A 20,356-nucleotide genomic window follows, 5' to 3' on the forward strand; every position below is an offset into this window, starting at 1 on the left:
CGGTCAGTTCATGACGACGTATCACGAAAACATGATCCACCACCGAACGATCTTTTGAAGACAGACCCTAGACCGAAAGGGAGCGCATTTGGTTGTGATCAAGCGGAAGCTCGCCCTCTGGACGGTCCAGGTGATGACCTGCGGAGGGAGGGATCGTTGAGCCTGGCATGAAGCACACCAAGCGAATCCTTACCGGGCTGGCCAGCGCAGTGGCAGCCCTGAGCATGGCGTCGGTCTCCCCCGCCTACGCGGCCGACGGGTATGACCGATGTCCTGTGGGCTACTACTGCATGTTCTCGGGTCTGGACGGCACCGGAGACATGATCAAGCTGACGTCGAACACGCCGGACCTCGGGGCACTCGGGATGAACGACCGGGCCCAATCCGATTGGAACCGAACCTCTTCGACCATCCACCTGTGGTCCGACACGGGCTACACCGGGTGCACGACGGTCACGCCCGCTGGGCCGACCGGCAAGGGCAACTTCTTCCCGACCTATCGGGACTTCTTCAGCTCAGTGCAGTTCGACGGACCCGACAGCCCGATCTGTGCCTCCTGACGGAACGGGACACGTACGCATTGTCCCCGGCGACCGCGTCGGGGACAGTGCGGGGACGCGGCCGGCAGGCCGCAGGCATGAAGCAGGACGGATCGGAAGCCAGGGCCACGGGCTTCCAGAAGGACGGCGGCCATGAGGAACACCAAGGCGTTCAAAAAAGCGGTCGCCGACACGCTGGCCGAGCTGGCCCACCGGGGTCTAACCCTCCGCCCGGGCACGGTCGCCGACACCGTCGAGCGGAACATCCGTGCCGTCGCCGAGCGGCTGGGGAACCAGGAGCACTCCGCCTGGCGGTACTTCGACCCGGCCGGCCTCGCGGCCAGCATTGCCCAGCAACGGCAGGCAGCCGAGACCAACAGCCTGCCCGGCCAGGTGGGACGCGCGCCGATGCCGCCAGTCGACAACCCGGAGCTGGCGCTCATCCTCGGGGGCGTCCCCGACGCCTTGGAGGAGAGCGGCGGCGACCTCTACAGCGTCATCGTCAACGTCGCCGTCAACGCCTGGATGGCCGGCCACATCCACGGCGAGGACGGTTGCACCGGCTGCCAGGACAAACGACCCACCGGCACCGACTGGCAGGCCCGAATGGAAACCATCACCGCGATGCAGCCCGACATCACGAAGTGGTTCAACCGCGAGGTCTGGACGGCCGCCCTCAACGACACTGGCTACAGCGTCACCCGCCGCTGACCCAGGCCGTGCTCATCCAGCGGCGAGCGGGCGACTCTGCGAGGGCTCGGCGGTGGCTCCGCACCGGTCTCAGCCCCGCGACCGGTCCGGACGGTGGGGCCGGTGGGGCCGGCGCCGGCACGGAGTCCGGGACCTCTACCTGGCCGGGGTCCCGGATCTCGTCCGGCCACCGCGGTCGGGCTGCCGCCCCGGCCCTGCCGCTGACACGCGTCAATGACCACTACCTCGGGCATGGCACCGGGTCGGTCGTCAGCAGCATCGTCAGGTCCAGCGCGGGCGCGCTGTGCGTCAAAGCGCCGACCGAGATGAGGTCGACTCCCGTCTCGGCGATGGCGCGGACGCTGTCCAGACGGACGGTGCCCGAGGCCTCCAGCAGGATCCGGGAGGCGTCGGCACGCTCGGCCCGGATTTTCACGACCATTTCGATGTCGGCCACCGGCATGTTGTCGAGCATGATCCAGCTGGCCCCGGCACCGAGGGCCTCAACGGCCTGCGCCACGGTCTGCACCTCGACATCGGTCTCCACCTTCTGCCCGGTGCGCGCCATCCCGCGCCGGACCGCGTCGATCGCGGTGGTCACGCCGCCTACCGCGGCGATGTGGTTCTCCTTGAGCAGCACCATCGCCGCGAGGTTGAGCCGGTGGTTGCGGCCGCCGCCGACGGTCACCGCGTACTTGTCCAGGGCGCGCAGGCCCGGCGCCGTCTTGCGGGTGTCCAGGATGCGCGCCTCGGTCCCGGCCACGGCTTGGACGTAGCGGTCGGTGAGCGTCGCGATACCGCACATGCGCTGCAGGAAGTTCAGCGCCGTACGCTCCCCGGTGATCAGGCTGCGCGCCGAGCCGGACAGGTGCACCAGGACATCGTCGCCGGTCAGCCGGGCGCCGTCGGGGACGAGCGCTTCCACTGTGACCTCGGGGTCGACCTGGGCGAAAACCTCCGCGACCACGGGTAGGCCAGCGGCGATGCCGCATTCCCGGGCGCGGATCTCGGCCACGGCCGCCATGCCTTCGGGAACGCTCCACGCGGTGGTGATGTCCTGGCCCGACTCATCCTCGGCCAGGGCAGAGGCGACGGCGGTTCGCGCCGCCTGTGAGGGGAACTTTGTCATGGTCCGTGGTCTCCAGTCCTGTGGTTATGGGCCGGAAATCTGAGGTGTCCCGCGCGGGGACCGCTGTCAGAACCGGTTGCGCTGGCACCCTCGGCGGCGGTGGGCGGGGCGTCGGCAAGCTTGGCAGCCCACCGCTGCGACCACTCGGTGACCGAACGCAGGGCCTGGCGGCCGTCGTGGCCGAGCGAGGTGAGGGTGTAGCTGCCGTTGCAAAGCACCTCGGCGAGTCGAGCCTCTTGGAGCTCTGTGAGCCTTCAGTGAAGATCCGACTGGACCTCGGTCAGTCGATGCCGTCGATGATGCGGAAGTCGCGCTCGAAGCCGTCGGGGAGGGCCACCAGCGCCTTCTGGTACGCCTCGCTCTCGTATGCCGCGACGGCCTGTTCAAAGCTGTCGAACTCGATCAGAACGACGCGTTGCGTGATTCCGCCCTCGTGGGCGACGACTCGACCGCCACGGGACGGGATCCGGGACAGGACGCGGCCGCCCAAAGCCTGGACAGCCGGACCGGCCAGCTTGTCGTAGGCAGTCAGCCCCTCAGGGTCGGAAATGGCAGGGTAGACACTGACCCAGTAGCCCTTAGCCATGGAAACCTCCTGTGTTGGGCCGGACACTTCCGACTTCGAATTGACACTCAGATCGATCGATCCCGGCGACGGGTACTGCGGTCAGTTGAACCGTCATATGCGCAGGTTAGGGCTCGATGTGCGGGCGAGGGAAAGACCGGTACGGGATAGACTCAGAACGGATCGTTATCAATCTGCAGGGAGGGCACGTGGCGCCGGATACGGTGAGCCTGCGGTACTTCCTGGTGCTGGCGCAGGAGTTGAACTTCACACGTGCGGCCGCACGGATCGGTATCGCACAGCCCGCACTCAGCGCCCGGATGCGCCGATTGGAGGCGGAACTCGGTACGGCCCTGCTGGTCCGCGACACGCGTAGCGTCGTTTTGACCACGGCCGGTGCGGCTTTGGCGGAGTCCGCGCCGCCCGCGCTGGCGGCGCTGGACCGGGCATGGGACACCGCCCGGAGCGCGGCGGCCGGTGAACTGGGCACGCTGCGCATCGGATACAGCCTCAGCGCCGGGGCCGAGACGGCACCGGCGCTGGTGGACAGGCTGATTCGCGGCAACAGCGGACTCGGGGTCGGCGCGGTTCCGATGGCGACACCGGACATCTCCCCCGCGGTCGCCGACGGCCGCATCGATGCCGGGATCACCCGCGGTGAACAGCCGGGCCGTGGCGTGTGCCGGTTCCTGCTGCGGCGTGCGCGCGTCGGGGTCCAGCTGGCGCAGCACCATCCGCTGGCCGAACGCCCGGAGATCGAGATCGCCGACGCGGCCGCGTATCCGCTGCGACTCCCGGACCGTGCGGCCAACCCCGTGATCCACGATCAGCTGTCCGCGCTGTTCCGAGACATCCGACCGCACCCCCGATTCCAGACGCCCGCAGTCTCTTTCGACATGTCTCAGCGCGACCTGCGCGACGGGGTCACCCTCGCCCCGGCCGGAGAAGCCACGGTCACGGCACAACCGGCCGGTCTCACCTGGCGACCGCTGCGGGGCGCGCCCAGCCTGACGTTCCATCTGGTCCTCCCACGCGAGCAGTCGCCGCTACACCGCCGCATCCGTGCCGTCGCCAAAACCCTGGCGCACGAGCTGCACTGGCTGCCGGACTGACGCGCAAGAGGTCAAGCGAGACGGACGCCTGTGGTGGCGAGGCCGAAGTCCTTGCGTCCGGCGCGGACTTCGACGGGGGCCGCCGCCCTGAGCAGGCTGATCCGGCGACTATCAAGAAGCCGGTCACCGTCCGACGAACGCGTCCGCGAGGTCCTCCCCGCCGTCCTCATGGGCGTCGGCGGCCGGGTCGCGCAGGGGGCGCAGAGTGCCACCGCGGGGGCGGAGGCCAGGAAGCTGTAGCGGCCCAGGCAGTTGCGGTTCGCGTGCTTGAGCGGGGACAGGCGGGCCACGTCCTCGTCCAGGGCGTCGTGCTCACGCTGGTCGGCAGGCAGTGCCCGCAGCACGGTCACGGCGGCGTCCAGGTAGCGGGTAGTCCACAGCACAGCGGCGTTGAGGACCACGCCGAGCGCGCCGAGCTGGTCTTCCTGTCCCTCGCGGTACGCCTGCATGATCTGCCCGCGCTTGCCGTGGGAGATGTCCCGGGCCAGCTTGTGGCGAGACTCCTGGACAGTGAGCTGCCGGTTCATCTGTCGGCGGCAGGTGTCGTCGACCGGGTCGACCACGCGCAGCAGGTGGAGGGTCTTGGCGATCCGCCCGGACTCGGCGAACACCTGCCCCAGCGGCGTCGGACGCCCCTCCCGGCCAAACATCCGCAGCAGGTCGTACGCCCTGACCTGCCCGGTCACCAAGGAGCCAGCCACCCGCAGCATGTCCGCCCAGTGCGTGATGACCTTGTTCAGGTTCACCCGGTTGCGCGCGAGGGCTTCCAGCGGCCCGTAACCGCCGGTGGTGAGGCCGGGCATCTCGGCCCAACGGCGGGTATTCGAACTCCGCCACTACGTCGGCGCGTTCCTTCGGGGTTCCTTCTCGCACGAGGAACCTGACGTTCGGGCCGTTGATCGCGAGGCGTGCGGCCCGCACCTCCGGCGACGGCTGCGCGGCGGCTCCCCTGCGGGGATATTTGGTGCCGGTCAACTTGTCCGTGAAGCGACTCATGGTTACGCCCCGCCCGGCTGTCATGCCGAGCGGTAAGCGGATGGCTTCTGAGGCCGGGCGGGACGGATCTTGTCGTCCAGGTCATCCGCGACTCAAGCAGACGGCTCAGCTCCCTGCTCCTACCGCCAGCTCACCAACCAGGGAGCGCATTTGCTCTACGGACTGTTGTGTGCCAAAAGTACGGTAACGGGCACCGCAAGCGTTGCCCCCGCGCGCTCCTCCGCCCGCGTCTGGCGAGCGCTGTCAGCGGGCGTCCGGTCAGGAGCTAGCCAAGCCAGACGATGCTCAGGACCGAAAGGCCCTGCGTGCTTCTGTTGACTGCGTAGACGACGGACAGTTGCCCGACGGACGCGGCTCGGACGTCCTCGCCCTCCGGGTCGCCGGCGTCCCACTGCGGCCAGCTCCACGGGGAGCGCACCGCGATGTCGAGGACATCGCGGACCATCTCCCGGGCGGCCTCGGGAAGCTCGGCGATCGTCTTCGCGGCCTGTGGGGACAGGCGCACCGCCCACGGCTGATCGTTCACTCGCGGGCGCCGAGGAGGTCGTCGAGATTCACGAAGTCGGCTTCGTCGCGGCCGGAGTCCATAAAGGCATCGACGTCCGGGGCCGCCGCGACGCGTAGCTGCCAGGTGCGCACCACCTCGTGGAGGGGAGTGAGGCTGAAGGTGTGGCGGGCGTCGTCCAGGGCCTTGGCCCAGTCCCGCTCGAACGCCGGCACCCACGTCTGCGCCCGCCGCGCAGTACGGAGGTGGGCAAGGAGTTCGGCCGGCGCCCCGGGCGCAGGCGCGTACGGCGCGGCGGGAGGCGGGGTGTGATCGGGTTGGGCGCTCATCGGCTCCTCCTCGCGGACGGCTGCTACCCGCAACCGTAGAACGGCCTGGCCCAAGCCGCGACGGTTCCAGCGGATGCAACAGCGGTATCGGAAAACGCGCAAGCACGTTGACGCTGGTGGCCGGGTCAGTGTGGTCGACGGGGAGTTCAGAACGTCCCATCCCGATCCCCCCTTCTACCAGCCGGCCATCCTCAGCGCGGGAGGCAGGTTCACCGGCGTGATGGCTCCCGAGTGGCAGGGTGGGCCGGAAACGCAGCGCAGAGTCGGCGGAGACCCGCCCACCACCCCAAGGAGCAGCAGGAATGTCTCGAAGCGGAGTTGGCCTCTCCAACGAGTGCGTGACCGCGTTCGATGAACTCGCACGGAAGCATGCACTCAAGTACGTGATCTACAAGCTGAGCGACAACTATATGGAGATCATCGTCGAACAGACCGGCGACAGTGACTACGAGACGTTCGTCAAGACACTGCCGGCGGACGACTGCCGGTGGGCGGTGTACGACTTCGCCTACCAAGACAGCGAGGGCGCCCAGCGCAGCAAGGTCGTCTTCTTCGCCTGGTCTCCCGCAGGGTCGACGACCAAAGTTGCTGTACTCAAGCTCCAAGGACTCCCTCCGGCGCGCACTGGCCGCCGTCGACATCGAAGTCCATGCGATCGACTTGGACGAGGTCTCCCACGAATCCATCCTGGACAAGTGCCTGGGGGAGCCCTGACCAAGACTTACCGGCTATCGGGACAGCCGCGGGCGCCGAGAGCAGCCACCCGCAGGGTGCCACACGGCGGGCGGGAAAGCAGCCGGCACGGGCGCCCTGGACCCCAGCTCCGAAGCGCGGGTAACCGCAAACTGTGGCGACAGCCCCACCTCGTCCATCGTGATCACGGACGGCGGCACCGACCGGACCAGCACAGTGCAGATCAACGGCAGCCGGCCTCACCGCCATCGACCAGACCCACGAGAACGTGGCCGCCGACTTCGCAGAGCTGCGTGATGTCCCTTCACTGACTGGAATCCGCAGTATGGAGGGCCCACCGATCGGCGGGCCCTCCATACTGCCCGCGAGTTCACCGCGACAGGCCAGCCCAGGGGTTGTTGTTCAGGCCTGGCCGGTCTCAAAGCGGCTGATGCGTCCGTCGGCGGTTACGTCGAAACGCCACTTGGTGCGCATCGCACCCCAGGTGTCGTTGCGGTACTCGACGATCAGGGACCGTCCGTCGTCGGCTTCGGAGTCGACGTCCATGTGGCCGTTGGAGGAGAAGATTTCCCGATCCGCCCAATCGGTGATATCGCGGTCCGAACCGTCATCAGACATCGTCGCGCCCGGTGCGAGGACTTCCTCGAAGGCGCCCTTGTCGTTGTCGTTGACGGCCGTGACGAAAGCACGGACGGCAGGGTCGGTCAGCTGGCTCACATTGATCACGGGACCTCCAGTCAGATACACGGATACTGCTGCGCGACCAGGAAACACCAGCAGCGAAGACCGGAAAGGCAACTCCCCCCACAGCCACGCAGACGGGCTAGCCGCGGGTGCCTGCACGGGCGCGGGTAGCCGTGCCCGGCAGACGGGTACTCCTGACCGAGGGGTTCGGCGACGCCGTAGAGGACGGATACTCGGACTCCGACACCTCCCCCCTGGCGCCCAGCAGGGCCGGCCGCCGTGCGGCCGGCCCTGCTGGTGGGGGCTGGCGAGGGCTACTGGGTGGCGGCCTGCTGAGTGACCCGGAGATGGGTGAATTCAGCGGGCCGGACCGGGGCGAAGCCGACGTCGATGACGACCGTGCCCTCGGTGCTGCTCGCTGGGTTGTTGGTCTCGTCGCAGGTCACGTAGAAGGCTTCCTCCGGTGACTTGCCGGGGAGTGCGCCGGCGCGCCATTGGCTCATGAGGAATTCGGTGACGCTCGCGCGCACGGAGCTGAGGAGGTGTTCGTCGACCGGCTCGAAGGCCGCCCAGCGGGTGCCGTCGGTGATCGCCGAACGCAGGAAACTGGCCAGGCGCCGAACGCTCAGGTACTTCCACTCGTCATCCGTGGCGAGGGTACGGGCACCCCAGACGACAAGACCCTGGCCGGGGAAGACCCGCAGGCAGTTCACACCGACGCCGTTGATCTCGCCCTGTTCCTCGTCGGTGAGGACGCGCTGAAGGCCCAAGGCCCCGCGGACGCCCGTGTTCGCGGGCGCCCTGTGGACGCCTCGCTCAGCGTCGGTCCGCGCCCAGATACCGGCAACGTGTCCGCAGGGCGGCGCCATCTTCTCCTCGTCGCCCGGCACCTTCAGCCACGGGTAGTAGACCGTAGTGAACCGGGCCTCTTCCGGGCCGAGGCCCAAAAGCGCGGGCACCTTGGCGGGCTCGGCGTCCTGCGCGGTGTGCAGGAGGGCCATCCGGTTGCCTGCGGCCACGCAGTGGCCGGCGACCGCCTTCGCGATCACGGCGCCGTCGTCCCGTGTCTCCCACAGGTCCGGGGCCACCACGATGGTCACCTCAGGCGCCAGCGCCTCCAGGGCGGCCTCGTACCCGGAGAACGGACCACCCTCACCCGCCCCCGCGATCCAGCAGGGGCCTCCACCGTTGGCGAACCAGCCGTACACCGCGTCGGCCAGGTACGGCGACACCACCGCGGAACCGGCATCCTCCACCCCCTCGGTGAACTCAGTCCAGCTCCCGACCTTGCGAGGGGACTCCACATGGAGGTGCCCGATGAAAGCGGCAATCGAAGTGGCCGGTCCGGTGATCAGTCTGGCAGCCAATGAAGCAACTCCTTCTACAGGGAGCAGCCACGGCCCAGACGGCCGCACTGCCCGCGTTCGATGGCGATGAACTGCATCAATAGCGCAGCGTAGCCGCATGACCACAACTCTGGTACGCGGAAGCCAGCCACCGCGCTTCCGAACGGCGGCATACCGCCGCGCCCAGCCGAACCTCTTCAGAGCCTCCCGGCCTCGGAGACCGCCACCCCAGCCCCGATCCCATCAACCCCTCGCGGGGGTGATCGCCTTCCCACGCCAGCGGCACCTACCGCGCCCCCGCAGCCAAGCCAGACACAGCCGGCCCGGTCCCCGAGCCCAGGGCCGTTCCCGCCCGAGGCCGGCTGTCTGCCAAACACTCGCTCTCGCGTCGGCCCCGGAGCCGACCGTGCTCCGGGCCGGTCCGCTGTGTGCGACGGCGCTTGTGCGCCAGGCTCATCCCTCCGCGACGACCTCGTCCGCCTGCATGCCCTTCGGGCCCTGCACCGCAACGAAGGACACATTCTGCCCTTCCTTCAGGCTCTTGAAGCCGTTGCCCTGGATCGCCCTGAAATGCACGAAGAGGTCGGGACCGCTCTCGGGGGTAATGAAGCCGAACCCCTTCTCATCGTTGAACCACTTCACGGTGCCCTGCTGGCGCTCAGCCATGTCACTCCTCGATTGCGTACGTCGGTTGGGCGTAGAGGACGCCCAGCGGGTTGATCATCCCTGCTGGAAGAGACCGATGAAGGGATTCCGGGCGACTGGCTGGTAATCGCCGGACCCTGTTACCAGTTCCGAAGCCGGCGGATCGCCTGGCCAGGCACGACGTGCGCGGCCTCTGCACGGCAGCGGTGTAGCACCGCGCAGCGGATGCCGCCGCCGGGGTGCCACTCCATCACCGGGCCGGCACCATCTCCGTGTTCGGCGCAGCAGGACACCGGGACCAGGCCCCCGCAGTCGGACGGGCGCAACACGCACCCCTCCCCTGAGTCGACGGACGGCACCCCGTGACGAACCACCCAGCCCGCCGACCCCTCCACGGCGGCGCCCCGGAGGCCCGCCGGCCACGCAAACGTCACCCACAGGCCACCCGACCCCGACCGGAAACGCTCGATCAGCCGGACCTCCCCCGGCACCGTCAACGGGACCGTTCCCGGCGCCGTCAGCCGGCCCGCCGACGCCCCGAACTCCCCCGCCGCCAGTGCGGCCGACTCGCCGGCGTCCGCATCGGTGGACCAGCCCGACAACTCGTCCTCCCCCTCGGCACCCTCGGCCAGCTCCAGCCACCGACCGTCGAGCCGGAACCGCGACGTACCGCCCCCCGCGCCCACCACGACCGGCGAGGCCGCCGGCATGGCCACGGGCACCCCGATCTTGTCGTGAGCAGCCGTCTCAGACGGCTGGAGCAGCGACCATCAGGTCGCCGGGAATTCCGGCCTTCTGCGGGGCGTAGTAGTCCTTGATACCGGCGGCGAACGTGGCCACGGTGATGCGGTCCTGGGCGTCAGGGGCGAAGGCGTCGAAGACGGCGTGGCAGTTCGCCTCCTCGAAGCCGATCGCCGTCAGCAGCGATACGAACAGTGGGCGCTCGATCAGGCCGTCCTTGTCGGGGTCGCCGAGTGCGGAGAGCGCCTGGGCGAACCGGGTGATCGTGGGACCGAAGCGTTCGGGATCGAGCACGAAGGGACGGAACTCCTCCACGGTGATCGCCCCGTCGCCGTTGGTGTCCAGTTCCGTGGCCAGCGTCGTCCAGTAGCTGCGGAACGCTACCCGGATGTCGGCCCTGGCGCCGTCGTCCGATGCGGCCGCCGCCTTCAGAACACGGTCCGTCATGAGGTCGAAGTCGTTCGAGTCGATGACTGCGTTGCCGTTGACGTCCAGCAGGGTGAAAATCAGCTCGATTCGCTGAGCGGCCTCTGTTCGCATGCCCGTCACCTGTCTTCTGCGGCGGCCCGTGGAGTCCCGGCCTGGATCAATGTGTCCTTCACGTAACCGTGCCGGGAGGCAGGCGTGACGGTGAGACGGCCTGTGTTGCCGGAAGGAGTGAGCCCGCCGACTGTCCGTCCGGGTACGCGTGCCAAAGGCTTGTTCACTTCGCCTGCATGTTCGTCAGCTTGTTTCGTTGACCAGTTCGAAGGCGGCTCCGGATACGGTGCGACGCTGGTCCGCGGCTCGAACACAACCGCAGTGGATCACCCGGACGCGCCTTCGCGAGCAGCACCCTACGAGTTGGATGCGGGCCTACATTGCGCTGCATGAGCGATGCCTGTGCCGCCGGCCCCCTGCTGCCCACCTTCGTCCAGCAACGGGTGGAGACTTTCCACTCCAACGGGATCCGGGGCCGGTGGGGAGGCAGGCACATCCTGCGCGGCCGACGTCTGCCGGGTCCGGGCTCCACCGTCGTCGACAGCAACGACTACCTGCGCCTGGCCGGCGACAAACGCGTGGTGGACGCCGTCACCGAGTCGCTCCACGCGATGCGCGGAGCGCGGCTGGCCTCGGCCGTGCTGCTCTACGAGGAAAACCCGCAGACCGAGCTGGAGCGGCAGCTGGCCCGCTACCTCGGTTCAGGGGCGGGCGTTTTCTCCCAGTCGGGGTTCGACGCCAACGTCGGCCTCCTGCAGACCCTGGCCGGGCCCGAGGTACCGGTGTACGTGGACGTGCTGGCCCACATGTCGCTGTGGGCGGGTGCGAAGGCGGCCGGCGCCCCGGTGCGGCCTTTCCGGCACAACGACAGCGCGCACCTGGCGCGCCGTATCGAGGAGTACGGGCCCGGAGTGATCGCGGTCGATTCGATGTACAGCGTGTGCGGCAGCCTGGCGCCGCTGGGCGCGTTGTGCGAGGTGGCCGAGGAGACCGGCTGTGTCCTGGTCGTCGACGAGGCGCACTCGCTGGGCACCCACGGCCCGGAGGGTGCGGGCATGGTCGCGGAGGCCGGACTTTCGACGCGGGTGCATTTCCGCACGATGAGTTTGTCGAAGGCGTTCGCGAAGCGCGCCGGCTACATCACCTGCCCGGACGAGGACTTCGTCGAGTACTTCAAGATGACCTCCTACCCGGCTGTTTTCGCCTCCACCCTCGTACCGTCCGACCTGGTCCAGATCGCCGCCACCCTGGATGTCGTCCGCGCCGACGAATGGCGCCGCACCCGCCTGCACGAGGTAGCGGCGACCCTGCGCGAAGAGCTGACCGGCCTCGGATACGACCTACGGGGCTCGGGGGCCCACATCGTCTCCCTGCCCACCGGCCGGGACGAAACCGTCATCCAAGTACGCGACATCATGGAAGAACACGACGTGTTCGCCTCCGTCTTCTGTCCCCCAGCTACCCCCCACAACCGCACCGCACTACGCCTCTCCCTCCACTGCGACCTCACCGACCACGACATGGACCGCATCCTCCACGCCGCCGAGACCGTGCGTCCCCTGTGCACCCCGCCGACCACCTGACCTTGCAACCGCCCTACCGGCAAACGCACGACACCACCCCCACGTACCGCCGAAGCACGGCCGGCGCTACCCGATGCCCGACATCGCCCGGCATGCTCATGGACGGCGACGACATCGGACACTGGCTCCAGCAGCAGAAGCAGCCAGCCACCTGGGCACGGCTACTGCCCGAGCAGCAGAAGCGGCTCATCGCCCTGAGCCTAGAGCCCGACCAGACGCCGCCTCCGGCCCCGACAGCCGCTCGTGGAGCGGGAAGTCCGGGCAAGGGCAGTAGGTGGAGCGGGAGGGCGCGGACCGGCCGGTGCCCCGCGCGCACGGCGAGGAGATCGCGGTCGAGGGCGAGGCAGAGCCGGTGGTGGTGAAGCTGGACCTATGGGTCTCCAACACCAAGAGCCGGCGCGACAAGCTCACCGCCGACCAGCACGCCGCCTCGCGCAGCTGGGCGTGGACTGGGCGTGAGCAACCGCAGGATCTGAGAAAGGGTGTTGGGTCTAGTTACGCACAGCTACGTGGCGCCTGGTTCTACGAGCGGCTCACCACAAGGAGTGGACGCCGTCTTCCAGGTCCGCCATGTTCGCCGGCTCCCGGTCGTAGTCGTCCAGGCTGTGGCACGTGCAGATACGGCCGTCCTAGTCGAGCGCCCCACGCGTGCTGCGGCCCGGCTTCCCCCGCGCATGCCATGGCCACCCGGCGGCACACCCCGCCCCTACCAGGGGCCACGCGCCAGGGGCCCGCTAGAAGTGGGGCGGGTACTCGCCGGTGGCGCGCATGTGGTCGGGGTGGAGAGTTCGTCGGGCGTCATCTCGGGGAGGGGGCCCCTGCGGCATCGGCTGCCACGACTGCGCGGCACTGACGCGAACGCCGTCATCCCCTGAGCGTCAGTAGCTGAACGAGACGACCGCTTGGGGCGAGCAGATGTCGGACCAGTGCGCCCGATCGACACACACCTTGATGACCGCGCGTGCGCCGTGGGCGTCGTGGCGCAGCTTGCGCGACATGGAGCCGCTGGCGGAGGTGTCGGTGCGCGGGGTCTGGGTCGTCCCCGCGCTCTCCCACATCCCGTTCTTGAGGAAGAAGAACTCCGCTTCGACGTAGACGGGGTTGTGGTCGCTGCGGCGCAAATCGTCCCAGTTGGCGCCGACGGTGGCGTAGACGCCGCCGTTGTTGGCGAAGTCCCCGTAGGCGCGGGCGAGCTTCCCGGAGTCGTCGCGGGCATAGAGCTTGCCCCAGGACTTTCCGGCTGCTTCGGCCGGCGTGGTGGCCAGGACTGCGGTGAGCAGGGACGCGGCCACCACGGTGGAGGCGGTCAGAAGGTGCCGAAGTCGGGTCATGGCGTGCTCCTCGGGTTGCCGGTGGAGGGCAGCGTATCGAGGAAACCAGGCCGCTTTGAGGTGTTTCGGGGTACCGGCCCCGTACGAGGAAAGGACGCCAGAGCTGCGAGGCGTGCTCGCCGACTGCGACGGCGTGGCCCGGGGGAGCGCCTTGACGCCATTCCCGCCGTCGCAGCCAGCACAGGCCCGCGCCGAGACCGCACGCCAGCATGCACCGGCCGAGAAGAACGTAGCCACCGACGCCGCCCGGGATCAGGAGAGCACCGCGCCGTGGTGGGAGCTGGCCGCCCCGGTTGGTGTGCAGACCTCCACGCCGCGCCGACTGGACGGCACTCACTCTGGCGCCGACCGCTGGGCGGTGGTCGGCGAGACCTGGAAGCGTTTTCGGTCACACTTATGGCTTTCTGCACCATCGGAGCGCCGTATCAGCCGCTCGAAATCTGGAACGCCGTCCCGATTCCCTAAGACGTCGTTTCTTATGGCCGGATCGTTCGTTGAACCGCGCATGGCGGATTTGGTTGAGCGGCTGGTGCCGGACGAGTTGTGGGTACTGTTCCGACGGGTGGTGCCTCCGACGGAGGTGATACGTCCGCAGGGCGGCGGCCGGCGCCGGGCGGGTGACCGCGAGGCCCTGGCCGCGATCATCTTCGTGGCGACCTCGGGCTGCACGTGGCGGCAGCTGCCATCGGTGTTCGGGCCGAGCTGGCAGACGGTCTACCGGCGCTTCGCCCAATGGAGCCGGGCCCGTGTCTGGGCAAGGCTCCACCGCGTGATCCTTGACGAACTCGGCGCCCGCGGGGAACTGGACTGGTCCCGGTGCGCGATCGACTCGGTCAGCCTGCGGGCTGCAAAAGGGGGCCTCTGACGGGACCGAATCCGACCGACCGCGGCAAGCCGGGATCGAAAATCCACCTGATTACCGACCGGAACGGACTGCCGATCTCGTTGGGGATCTCGGGCGCCAACATGCACGACAGCCTCGGCCTTGAACCGCTCGTGCGCGGGATCCCGCCGATCCGGTCCCGGCGAGGACCTCGTCGACGACGGCCCGGCAAGCTCCACGCAGACAAGGGATACGACTACGACCACCTGCGGCGATGGCTTCGCAAACGCGGCATCCGCCACCGCATCGCCCGCAAGGGCATCGAGTCCTCGCAGCGGCTTGGCCGCCACCGATGGGTCGTCGAGCGGACCGTGTCCTGGCTCGCCGGCTGCCGGCGACTGCACCGACGGTACGAGCGCAAGGCCGAACACTTCCTCGCCTTCGTCGGCATAGCCGCCGCCCTCATCTGCCACCGCCGCCTCACCAAATGAAACCATGTCTAAGCGGGACCGCTAGTTCCTACGGCGCCCGGGCCCGGTAGCTCGCCAGCAACCAAGACGCGGAAGACCATGGTCAGCCCGGGATGATCGCGCGTATGGGACCGCCGCCTTCGACGGGGGTACGTCGGTCAGCACGAACGTCTGCTGACGTCCCAGGCCCCTACCGGACTTCGCGGTCGTGGGATCGAACGGGCCCTGGCTTTACCGAGCCGACGGCCGGTGGATCCCCGACGGGTCGAGCGGCCTGCTGTGCGCGAACGTCGGTCAGAGCAGCCCGGCGGTTCTCGTCGAGATCGAGAAACAGTTCTCCCGCTACTCCTTTGGCGGCGCTGCTGTCGTCCAGCCCACATGCAGATGGAACTGATGGGCCGCCTGTGCCAGGCCGTGGGCCGACCGTAGGACTTTGTCGCGCTGACCACGTGCGGCACGCTCGGCGTGGAGGTCGCGGTGCGCCTGGCGCGGAACATCGTGCGGGTGCGCGACGGGAAGCGGCGCGGGGACATCCTGACGCCCGACCTGAGCTACCACGGCACCAGCATGTTCACCCTCGGGTGGGGGGCAATCAGATCCGCAACCCCCCGTCCGGTAGACCGGTACGGTCTCGGTCCCGCTTTCCCCGCGCCCTACCCGCCGGCGCCCGGCCGGGCTCACGAGGGGCACGGCTGCGATGCCTCCTGTGCCGACGAGGTGGCAGGGCGATCGACGGCCGGGGTGCCGAGAACGTGGCCGCGGTCCTGATCGAGCCCATCAAGGCACCACAGGCGGAGCCGTCGTGCAACCCGGTGGATACCTACGGCGGGTCTCGGAGATCTGCCGGGAGCTGGGGCGTCCTGGTCATCCACGACGAGGCGCTGTCCGGGCTGTGGCACACCCGGCACCCCGCTGGCGAGCCAGCACTGGGACGGCTGGGAACCCGACATGGTCATCCTGTCCAAGGGCCTGGGCGCCGGCTACGTCGGGGACGGTGCAGTGCTGGTCTCGCCGAAGGTCACACCGCTGCTGCGGCACAAGGTGCTCGCCGCGATGCCGGACAAGCTTCGAGACTGGATGATCTCGCCGGGTCAGAGCCGGTGACGTCCTGGACCGAGCAGCGCTTGGCCAACATTGTCCTCAACCACGGCCGAGGCAGCGTGACCGAAGAGATGCTCGCCCGCCTCAAGGTCTGACCTGTCCTCACACAGCGGCAAGTCGGGTCCATCAAGCCGCCTCACGTTCGCCCGGCGATGGCACACCGTGTGATTCACGACCGCCTGCCCGTCGACAAGGGTGCTTCACTGAGCCTCGGCCGCCCAGCCGATCCCTTCGACAGACTCCCGACCTCACCGCGCTCCCGCCACTGGCGCCGCCACGCTCCATGGACCGCTCGTTGATCGGCCAGGTGGGGCTTTCTGCTCCTTTTCAAGAGGCCTTTTACGCAGTCTCGAATTCACAGCGGGTATCCGCTCGCGACCGCGGCCGTGAGGTTCGGGTTGCCGGCGAGGTCCTGGGCGGGCGCGGTTTCCGTGAGTTTCGGGTCGGCCTTCAGTGGGGCGCACCCGAACTTCGGACACGCCGTGTTGATCAGGTCGAGGAATCGCTGCTCCTCCTGGGGGTTCCGCTGGGGTGGGGTGCTTCTGCCGGGCACGGGGGCGCTGTTCGGTGGGGTGAGTACTGCACTGGCTGTGAGTGGACCAGGCGCCGTTCGCCCCGCTGTCCCACCAGTGGGATCTGACCGCGCCGTCAGGCCCCAGCGCCGCCCGTCGGCCATTCGCTGCCCGTTCGCCTTCCACTCGAGGGACGCAACGCTCATCCCTTCGCCGCCAAGCCGTCAAAACTTGGATGCGGCAAAGCCGCATCGGTCACGCTTCGTTGCTACTGGTCGGACTTCGTTGAGACGGATCATCGACCGCGCAGGCTGATTGGTCCGCCCCTGGCTGTCCCGTCTCTGCCGATCTGGCTGCTGTCTCAAGTGACCTGGTTCGAATCGCGTCGCGTGCGGTTCTGTTGGGGGGACAGGCTGAATCGGCGGATTCGGAGCCGATACTGGTGTCGAGAGACAGGGGGAGGCAACGTGGGATTCGATGAAGACGACATGGCCACGGACGACCTGTTCGCAGGAGCCTTGGACGAGATCGGTATGGACGAGGGGCCGGCCCCCTGTCTGGTTGCCCTGCACGGGAGGCCGACCCGGCACGTCTTCGAGGGTGCGGTAGGCCTGTTGGCGTGCGAGGAGCCGGCGAAACGGGAACTGGGGGCACGGATCCTGCGCGAGCTGGGTTCTTACGACACCGAGGGCCGACGGCCGTTCACCCGCGAGACGATCGAGGCCGCCGTGAGGGAGATACCCAGTGAACCCGACCCCGGCGTCCTCAGGTGGCTGATCTCCGTCCTCGGCTATCACAACGCCCACGAGACCCTAGACCTGGTGCTCGGTCATCAGAGCCACACCGCGCAACCGGTGCGCTTCGCGGTCGCCGCCGCACTTCCCTCCCTGGCCGATCCCGAACGCACGCAGGACCGAGTCGTAGAGGCCCTCCTGAAGCTGTCCGAGGACGAGGACGAGGCCGTCCGCTGGTACGCCCTGTACGCGCTGTTCCAGGAAACGGTCGCCGTGACCGACGAGCAGAGGACCGAGTGGGCGAGAGGCCTGATCGAACGCGGCGACACGGACCGGCGTGCCCAACTGCACCACCTCGGCACGACCCTCGACAACGCCGATACCGCCCTCCGTGAAGTCCTCGGGCGCGCTCCGGGCACCTGAGACGCCCCTGGGCGGGCAGTCCCTCCAGCTGATGATGTACCTGCGGGGACCAGATCACCTGAGATTCGCGTCGGCTGCCGGTCTCAGGCGATCTGGTCGTCACCGGTCAGGACCTCAGCGCGGGACCAGATCACCTGGCACGGGACACTGGCGCTGCGGTCGGTCACGGCGCGCCCCTGACCTGCGGTGATCAGAGTTCGATGGCACAAACCCGCGTCCGTCACAGTTCAGTGGCAAACGGTCAAGGTTCGATGGCACAGCACAGTCCCTCCCCTACCAGCCCTGGACGTCAGGTGTTCGCGGCAGCCTCCAGGGGGCTCAGGGCGGCTGCCCGGCGGGCGGGTGCGGCGGCCGCGAGGACGCCGATCACCAGGGAGAGCAGGCACACCAGGAGCAGGGTTCCCCAGGGCAGGGCCAGGGTGTACTGGTCGACGGCGCCGTGGGCGAGGGAGCCGACGGCCCAGGCGCCGAACAGGCCGCCCGTCAGGCCCAGGAGAGTTCCGAAACCGGCGACGGTCAGGGCCTCCAGGCGGATCATGCGGCGGACGCCGGCGCGGTCCATGCCGAGTGCGCGCAGCGCGCCAATCTCGCGGGTGCGTTCGGCGACGGACATGGCCAGTGTGTTCACGATGCCGAGGGCGCTGATGACGACACCGATGCCGAGCATGCCGTACATCACGTCCAACAGGTCGCCCATGGTGCCGGCGGCCTCGCGGACGAACTGTTCACGGTCCTGCACCTTGAGGAGCGGGCTGTTGCCGACGGCGGTGCGCAGCCTGTTCTCCAATGCCGCCGTCGCCTGGCCGTCGGTGCGCAGGAGCACGCGCTGGACGGAGTCCGGCCGGAAGCTGTTGGCCGCGACCTCGCTACGACTGCCGAGCGCGTCGTGGGCGACGGGGTTGTCCTTGTAGACGCCCATGACCTTGTACGAGGTGAACTTCCCCGCGCGACCCATCTGGACCTTCAGCAGACCGCCCGTCGTCACCCCGCTCTCCCGGGCGACGGTGGCGGAGATGGCGATCCGGCCCGGCGCCAGGTTCTCGGCGGAGCCGGAGACGAAGTCGAGCTTCATGGTGTCGCGCACGGTGGCGGGGTCGACGCCGGTGATCTGGCGGACGCCGCTTCCGGTGAACAGGGTCGAGTCGGCGATCGGGTGCGCGGCGCGCACGCCGGGAGTCTCGGCCAGCTGCCGTAGGACAGCGGGGTCGATGCCCGTCATTGTGGAGCGAGTGCTGACGACGTAGTCGGCGCCGAGCCCAGCCGCGGCTTGGCGGTCGAGTGCCTGTCCGGTGGAGTGCCCGATGACGGCGAGTCCGGTGACGAGGCCGGTGCTGATCAGCAGGGTGGCAGCGGTGGCCGCGGTGCGGCGCGGGTCGCGCAGGGCGTTCTCGCGGGCGAGGCGGCCAGTTACGCCGAAGCGCCCGGTCAGCTGCCCCGTCAGCCGGATCACCGGGCCGGCGAGCAGCGGCGCAAGCACGATCAGGGCGGCGGCCAACAGGCCACAACCGGCCATCGCGTCACGCAGGTTCTCCTCCGAGGCGTCCTTCGCGCCTCGGAGTGAGACCAGCCAGCCGGCGCCGAGCACGAGGAGGCCGAGGCCCACCGCGCCCCGCAGCCGCAACCGCTGTGCCGAAGGTGGCTGTTCGGCCGTGCGCAGCGCCTCCATGGGGGAGGTCCGCGCTGCCAGGCGGGAGGGCAGCCACGCCGCGAGCACGGTGACGCCGACGCCCACGCCGAGCGCGGCAACGACCGGGCGCGGGCCGATCACGAGAGGGCCACTGGGCAGGACATCACCGTCGGCGCCGAGGATGTCGGGCAGTACCGCCGCGATGCCGAGCCCCAGCAGGAAGCCGGTCACCGAGGCGGCAAGGCCGACCATCAGGGCCTCCAGAAGAACGGAGCGCGACACCTGGCGGCGCGTGGCGCCGATCGCCCGGAGCAGGGCGGTCTCGCGGGTGCGCCGCTTCACGAGCATGGTGAAGGTGTTGACGATGAGGAACGAGCCGATGAAGAGCGAGACCCCGGCGAAGACCATCGGCACCTTCTCGTAGCCGCGGGTCAGGGTGTCGACGAGGATGGCCTGCTGGGCTGCCTGGGCCTGGCCCGTGGTGGCCTCGGCGCGGCCGGCGGGCAGCAGGGCTGTGAGCCGGTCCGCGAGTTCGTACGCGGTGGTGCCGGGCGTGGCGGTCAGGTCAATGCCGGAGTAGCGGCCGGGGGCGGCGAACAGCCGCTGCGCGGTGGCCTTGTCGAAGAGGACGAGGGTGCCGCCGGCCGTGACCCGGGGGTCGTCCGCGGTGACGATGCCGACCAGCCGCGGGGTCACCACCGGGCCGTCCGTGGCCAGGGTGACCGTGTCGCCGAGCCGGAAACCGCCCGCGGAGGCGGTTCCGCTGTCCACGGCGATCTCACCGCTGTTCGTGGGGGCGCGGCCCTCGACCAGCGGATGGCGGCTGTCCTTGCCGTCCCGGTCCGGTACGTACGCGCCGGCCAGGTTGGACCAGGCTCGGCCGGCCCGCAGCGGGCTCCCGTCCGCCGCGTTCAGGGTGGCCGAGCCGTCGACCGACGGGCGCACGGCGGCGACACCGGGAACCCGGGCCAGTTGCGCGACGAGCGCGTCGTCAAGCACTCCGGCCCCCAATCCACCGCCGGCACCGGGTTCGGGGGCCTTCTCGGTCACAGTGACGTCGACCCCGGCGAAGTTCTTCGACGCGGCGGCACGGTGAGCGGCGGCGGTGGAGTCCGCGAAGACGAGGGTGCCGCTGACAAACGCGACGCCCAGGCAGACGGCTAGGACGGTCATGGACAGCCGGGCCTTGTGGGCCAGGAGGTTGCGTAGGGTTGTTCTCAACATGGGGCTTCAGGGCTTTCCGAGGGATTCTGGGGAGGTCGGTGACTTCCCCGGGCGGTACGGGGGGACGGCGGAGG

The 20,356-nt window shown here is 69.1% G+C and carries 19 protein-coding genes and 2 pseudogenes; 8 read left to right on the forward strand and 13 right to left on the reverse strand.

Features of this window, described 5'->3' with window-relative positions; all coding sequences use genetic code 11:
- The first annotated feature begins 167 nt into the window (after positions 1-167).
- Both IE207_RS31960 and IE207_RS31965 read left to right on the forward strand, forming a co-directional pair.
- The gene (locus tag IE207_RS31960) at positions 168-560 is read left to right on the forward strand and encodes a peptidase inhibitor family I36 protein (RefSeq protein WP_190187831.1); all 393 of its coding nucleotides are present in this window, start codon (positions 168-170) and stop codon (positions 558-560) included.
- Between the two features lie 132 nt (positions 561-692).
- Complete coding sequence (locus tag IE207_RS31965; RefSeq protein WP_229874244.1) at positions 693-1,250, forward strand: hypothetical protein; 558 nt, start codon at positions 693-695, stop codon at positions 1,248-1,250.
- Between the two features lie 220 nt (positions 1,251-1,470).
- Here IE207_RS31965 and nadC read toward each other — a convergent pair whose 3' ends face one another.
- Both nadC and IE207_RS31975 read right to left on the reverse strand, forming a co-directional pair.
- Positions 1,471-2,358, reverse strand: a complete 888-nt coding sequence (gene nadC, locus IE207_RS31970; protein WP_190187832.1) for a carboxylating nicotinate-nucleotide diphosphorylase — start codon at positions 2,356-2,358, stop codon at positions 1,471-1,473.
- Positions 2,359-2,638: 280 nt separating this feature from the next.
- Entirely contained in the window at positions 2,639-2,944 is a 306-nt protein-coding gene (locus IE207_RS31975) for a DUF1330 domain-containing protein (protein ID WP_190187833.1), read from the reverse strand.
- Positions 2,945-3,060: 116 nt separating this feature from the next.
- On the opposite strand from IE207_RS31975, the gene IE207_RS31980 reads away from it, so the two are divergent.
- Entirely contained in the window at positions 3,061-4,035 is a 975-nt protein-coding gene (locus IE207_RS31980; protein ID WP_308433701.1) for a LysR family transcriptional regulator, read from the forward strand.
- Between the two features lie 123 nt (positions 4,036-4,158).
- Here the strand turns inward: IE207_RS31980 and IE207_RS31985 are convergent.
- From IE207_RS31985 to IE207_RS31995, 3 genes and pseudogenes are all read right to left on the reverse strand, one after another.
- A pseudogene (locus tag IE207_RS31985) lies at positions 4,159-4,862 on the reverse strand (Tn3 family transposase); the annotation flags it as partial.
- 434 nt (positions 4,863-5,296) lie between these two features.
- Positions 5,297-5,557, reverse strand: a complete 261-nt coding sequence (locus tag IE207_RS31990) for a hypothetical protein (RefSeq protein ID WP_190187834.1) — start codon at positions 5,555-5,557, stop codon at positions 5,297-5,299.
- Positions 5,554-5,865: a DUF6247 family protein gene (locus IE207_RS31995; RefSeq protein ID WP_190187835.1), complete on the reverse strand. Its 312-nt coding sequence runs from the start codon at positions 5,863-5,865 to the stop codon at positions 5,554-5,556. The genes IE207_RS31990 and IE207_RS31995 overlap by 4 nt, the downstream gene beginning before the upstream one ends.
- Before the next feature lie 302 nt (positions 5,866-6,167).
- Here IE207_RS31995 and IE207_RS33645 point away from each other — a divergent pair.
- Positions 6,168-6,579 (forward strand): annotated as a pseudogene (locus IE207_RS33645) (actin-binding ADF family protein).
- 381 nt (positions 6,580-6,960) lie between these two features.
- On the opposite strand, the gene IE207_RS32005 reads toward IE207_RS33645, so the two are convergent.
- The 5 genes from IE207_RS32005 to IE207_RS32025 all read right to left on the reverse strand — a co-directional run bounded on the left by IE207_RS32005 (position 6,961) and on the right by IE207_RS32025 (position 10,514).
- Positions 6,961-7,284 carry a nuclear transport factor 2 family protein gene (locus tag IE207_RS32005; RefSeq protein ID WP_190187837.1) on the reverse strand — a complete coding sequence of 108 codons (324 nt, stop codon included), beginning with the start codon at positions 7,282-7,284 and terminating at the stop codon, positions 6,961-6,963.
- Positions 7,285-7,556: 272 nt separating this feature from the next.
- Complete coding sequence (locus IE207_RS32010) at positions 7,557-8,609, reverse strand: phage tail sheath family protein (protein ID WP_229874249.1); 1,053 nt, start codon at positions 8,607-8,609, stop codon at positions 7,557-7,559.
- A gap of 432 nt (positions 8,610-9,041) precedes the next feature.
- A complete protein-coding gene (locus IE207_RS32015) occupies positions 9,042-9,254 on the reverse strand; it encodes a cold-shock protein (protein ID WP_190187839.1) in 213 nt (70 codons plus the stop codon).
- Positions 9,255-9,373: 119 nt separating this feature from the next.
- Positions 9,374-9,949 (reverse strand): hypothetical protein, encoded by a 576-nt coding sequence (locus IE207_RS32020; RefSeq protein ID WP_190187840.1) that lies wholly within the window; start codon positions 9,947-9,949, stop codon positions 9,374-9,376.
- Between the two features lie 31 nt (positions 9,950-9,980).
- Positions 9,981-10,514 (reverse strand): EF-hand domain-containing protein, encoded by a 534-nt coding sequence (locus tag IE207_RS32025; RefSeq protein ID WP_190187841.1) that lies wholly within the window; start codon positions 10,512-10,514, stop codon positions 9,981-9,983.
- A gap of 329 nt (positions 10,515-10,843) precedes the next feature.
- Between IE207_RS32025 and cqsA the strand changes: the two genes are divergently transcribed.
- Positions 10,844-12,037: an alpha-hydroxyketone-type quorum-sensing autoinducer synthase gene (cqsA, locus tag IE207_RS32030; protein ID WP_190187842.1), complete on the forward strand. Its 1,194-nt coding sequence runs from the start codon at positions 10,844-10,846 to the stop codon at positions 12,035-12,037.
- An 878-nt stretch (positions 12,038-12,915) separates the two neighbouring features.
- Here cqsA and IE207_RS32035 read toward each other — a convergent pair.
- The gene (locus IE207_RS32035) at positions 12,916-13,368 is read right to left on the reverse strand and encodes a hypothetical protein (protein WP_190187843.1); all 453 of its coding nucleotides are present in this window, start codon (positions 13,366-13,368) and stop codon (positions 12,916-12,918) included.
- 505 nt (positions 13,369-13,873) lie between these two features.
- Here IE207_RS32035 and IE207_RS32040 point away from each other — a divergent pair.
- Both IE207_RS32040 and IE207_RS32045 read left to right on the forward strand, forming a co-directional pair.
- Positions 13,874-14,682 (forward strand): IS5 family transposase gene (locus IE207_RS32040; RefSeq protein ID WP_373304810.1). Its coding sequence is split into 2 segments (ribosomal slippage): positions 13,874-14,221 and positions 14,224-14,682, totalling 807 coding nucleotides; the frame shifts between segments, so codons are not numbered across the junction.
- 927 nt (positions 14,683-15,609) lie between these two features.
- Positions 15,610-15,765 carry a hypothetical protein gene (locus IE207_RS32045; RefSeq protein ID WP_190187844.1) on the forward strand — a complete coding sequence of 52 codons (156 nt, stop codon included), beginning with the start codon at positions 15,610-15,612 and terminating at the stop codon, positions 15,763-15,765.
- A gap of 352 nt (positions 15,766-16,117) precedes the next feature.
- Here IE207_RS32045 and IE207_RS32050 read toward each other — a convergent pair whose 3' ends face one another.
- Positions 16,118-16,315 carry a hypothetical protein gene (locus IE207_RS32050; RefSeq protein WP_190187845.1) on the reverse strand — a complete coding sequence of 66 codons (198 nt, stop codon included), beginning with the start codon at positions 16,313-16,315 and terminating at the stop codon, positions 16,118-16,120.
- 426 nt (positions 16,316-16,741) lie between these two features.
- Here IE207_RS32050 and IE207_RS32055 point away from each other — a divergent pair, with 426 nt between their 5' ends.
- Positions 16,742-17,431, forward strand: coding sequence for a HEAT repeat domain-containing protein (locus IE207_RS32055; RefSeq protein ID WP_190187846.1), 690 nt, complete (start codon positions 16,742-16,744; stop codon positions 17,429-17,431).
- A gap of 289 nt (positions 17,432-17,720) precedes the next feature.
- Here the strand turns inward: IE207_RS32055 and IE207_RS32060 are convergent, their stop codons facing one another.
- Positions 17,721-20,282, reverse strand: a complete 2,562-nt coding sequence (locus tag IE207_RS32060) for an ABC transporter permease (RefSeq protein ID WP_190187847.1) — start codon at positions 20,280-20,282, stop codon at positions 17,721-17,723.
- Positions 20,283-20,356: the final 74 nt, after the last annotated feature.

This window comes from Streptomyces cirratus (assembly GCF_014650775.1).
In the GTDB taxonomy this organism is placed as follows: domain Bacteria; phylum Actinomycetota; class Actinomycetes; order Streptomycetales; family Streptomycetaceae; genus Streptomyces; species Streptomyces cirratus.

Excerpts from the sequence above, each read along its gene's own strand:
- IE207_RS31960 (WP_190187831.1), top strand. The coding sequence starts at position 168 with ATGAAGCACACCAAGCGAATCCTTACCGGGCTGGCCAGCGCAGTGGCA.
- IE207_RS31965 (WP_229874244.1), top strand. The coding sequence starts at position 693 with ATGAGGAACACCAAGGCGTTCAAAAAAGCGGTCGCCGACACGCTGGCC.
- nadC (WP_190187832.1), bottom strand. The coding sequence starts at position 2,358 with ATGACAAAGTTCCCCTCACAGGCGGCGCGAACCGCCGTCGCCTCTGCC.
- IE207_RS31975 (WP_190187833.1), bottom strand. The coding sequence starts at position 2,944 with ATGGCTAAGGGCTACTGGGTCAGTGTCTACCCTGCCATTTCCGACCCT.
- IE207_RS31980 (WP_308433701.1), top strand. The coding sequence starts at position 3,061 with ATGTGCGGGCGAGGGAAAGACCGGTACGGGATAGACTCAGAACGGATC.
- IE207_RS31995 (WP_190187835.1), bottom strand. The coding sequence starts at position 5,865 with ATGAGCGCCCAACCCGATCACACCCCGCCTCCCGCCGCGCCGTACGCG.
- IE207_RS32015 (WP_190187839.1), bottom strand. The coding sequence starts at position 9,254 with ATGGCTGAGCGCCAGCAGGGCACCGTGAAGTGGTTCAACGATGAGAAG.
- IE207_RS32025 (WP_190187841.1), bottom strand. The coding sequence starts at position 10,514 with ATGCGAACAGAGGCCGCTCAGCGAATCGAGCTGATTTTCACCCTGCTG.
- cqsA (WP_190187842.1), top strand. The coding sequence starts at position 10,844 with ATGAGCGATGCCTGTGCCGCCGGCCCCCTGCTGCCCACCTTCGTCCAG.
- IE207_RS32035 (WP_190187843.1), bottom strand. The coding sequence starts at position 13,368 with ATGACCCGACTTCGGCACCTTCTGACCGCCTCCACCGTGGTGGCCGCG.
- IE207_RS32045 (WP_190187844.1), top strand. The coding sequence starts at position 15,610 with ATGGTCATCCTGTCCAAGGGCCTGGGCGCCGGCTACGTCGGGGACGGT.
- IE207_RS32060 (WP_190187847.1), bottom strand. The coding sequence starts at position 20,282 with ATGTTGAGAACAACCCTACGCAACCTCCTGGCCCACAAGGCCCGGCTG.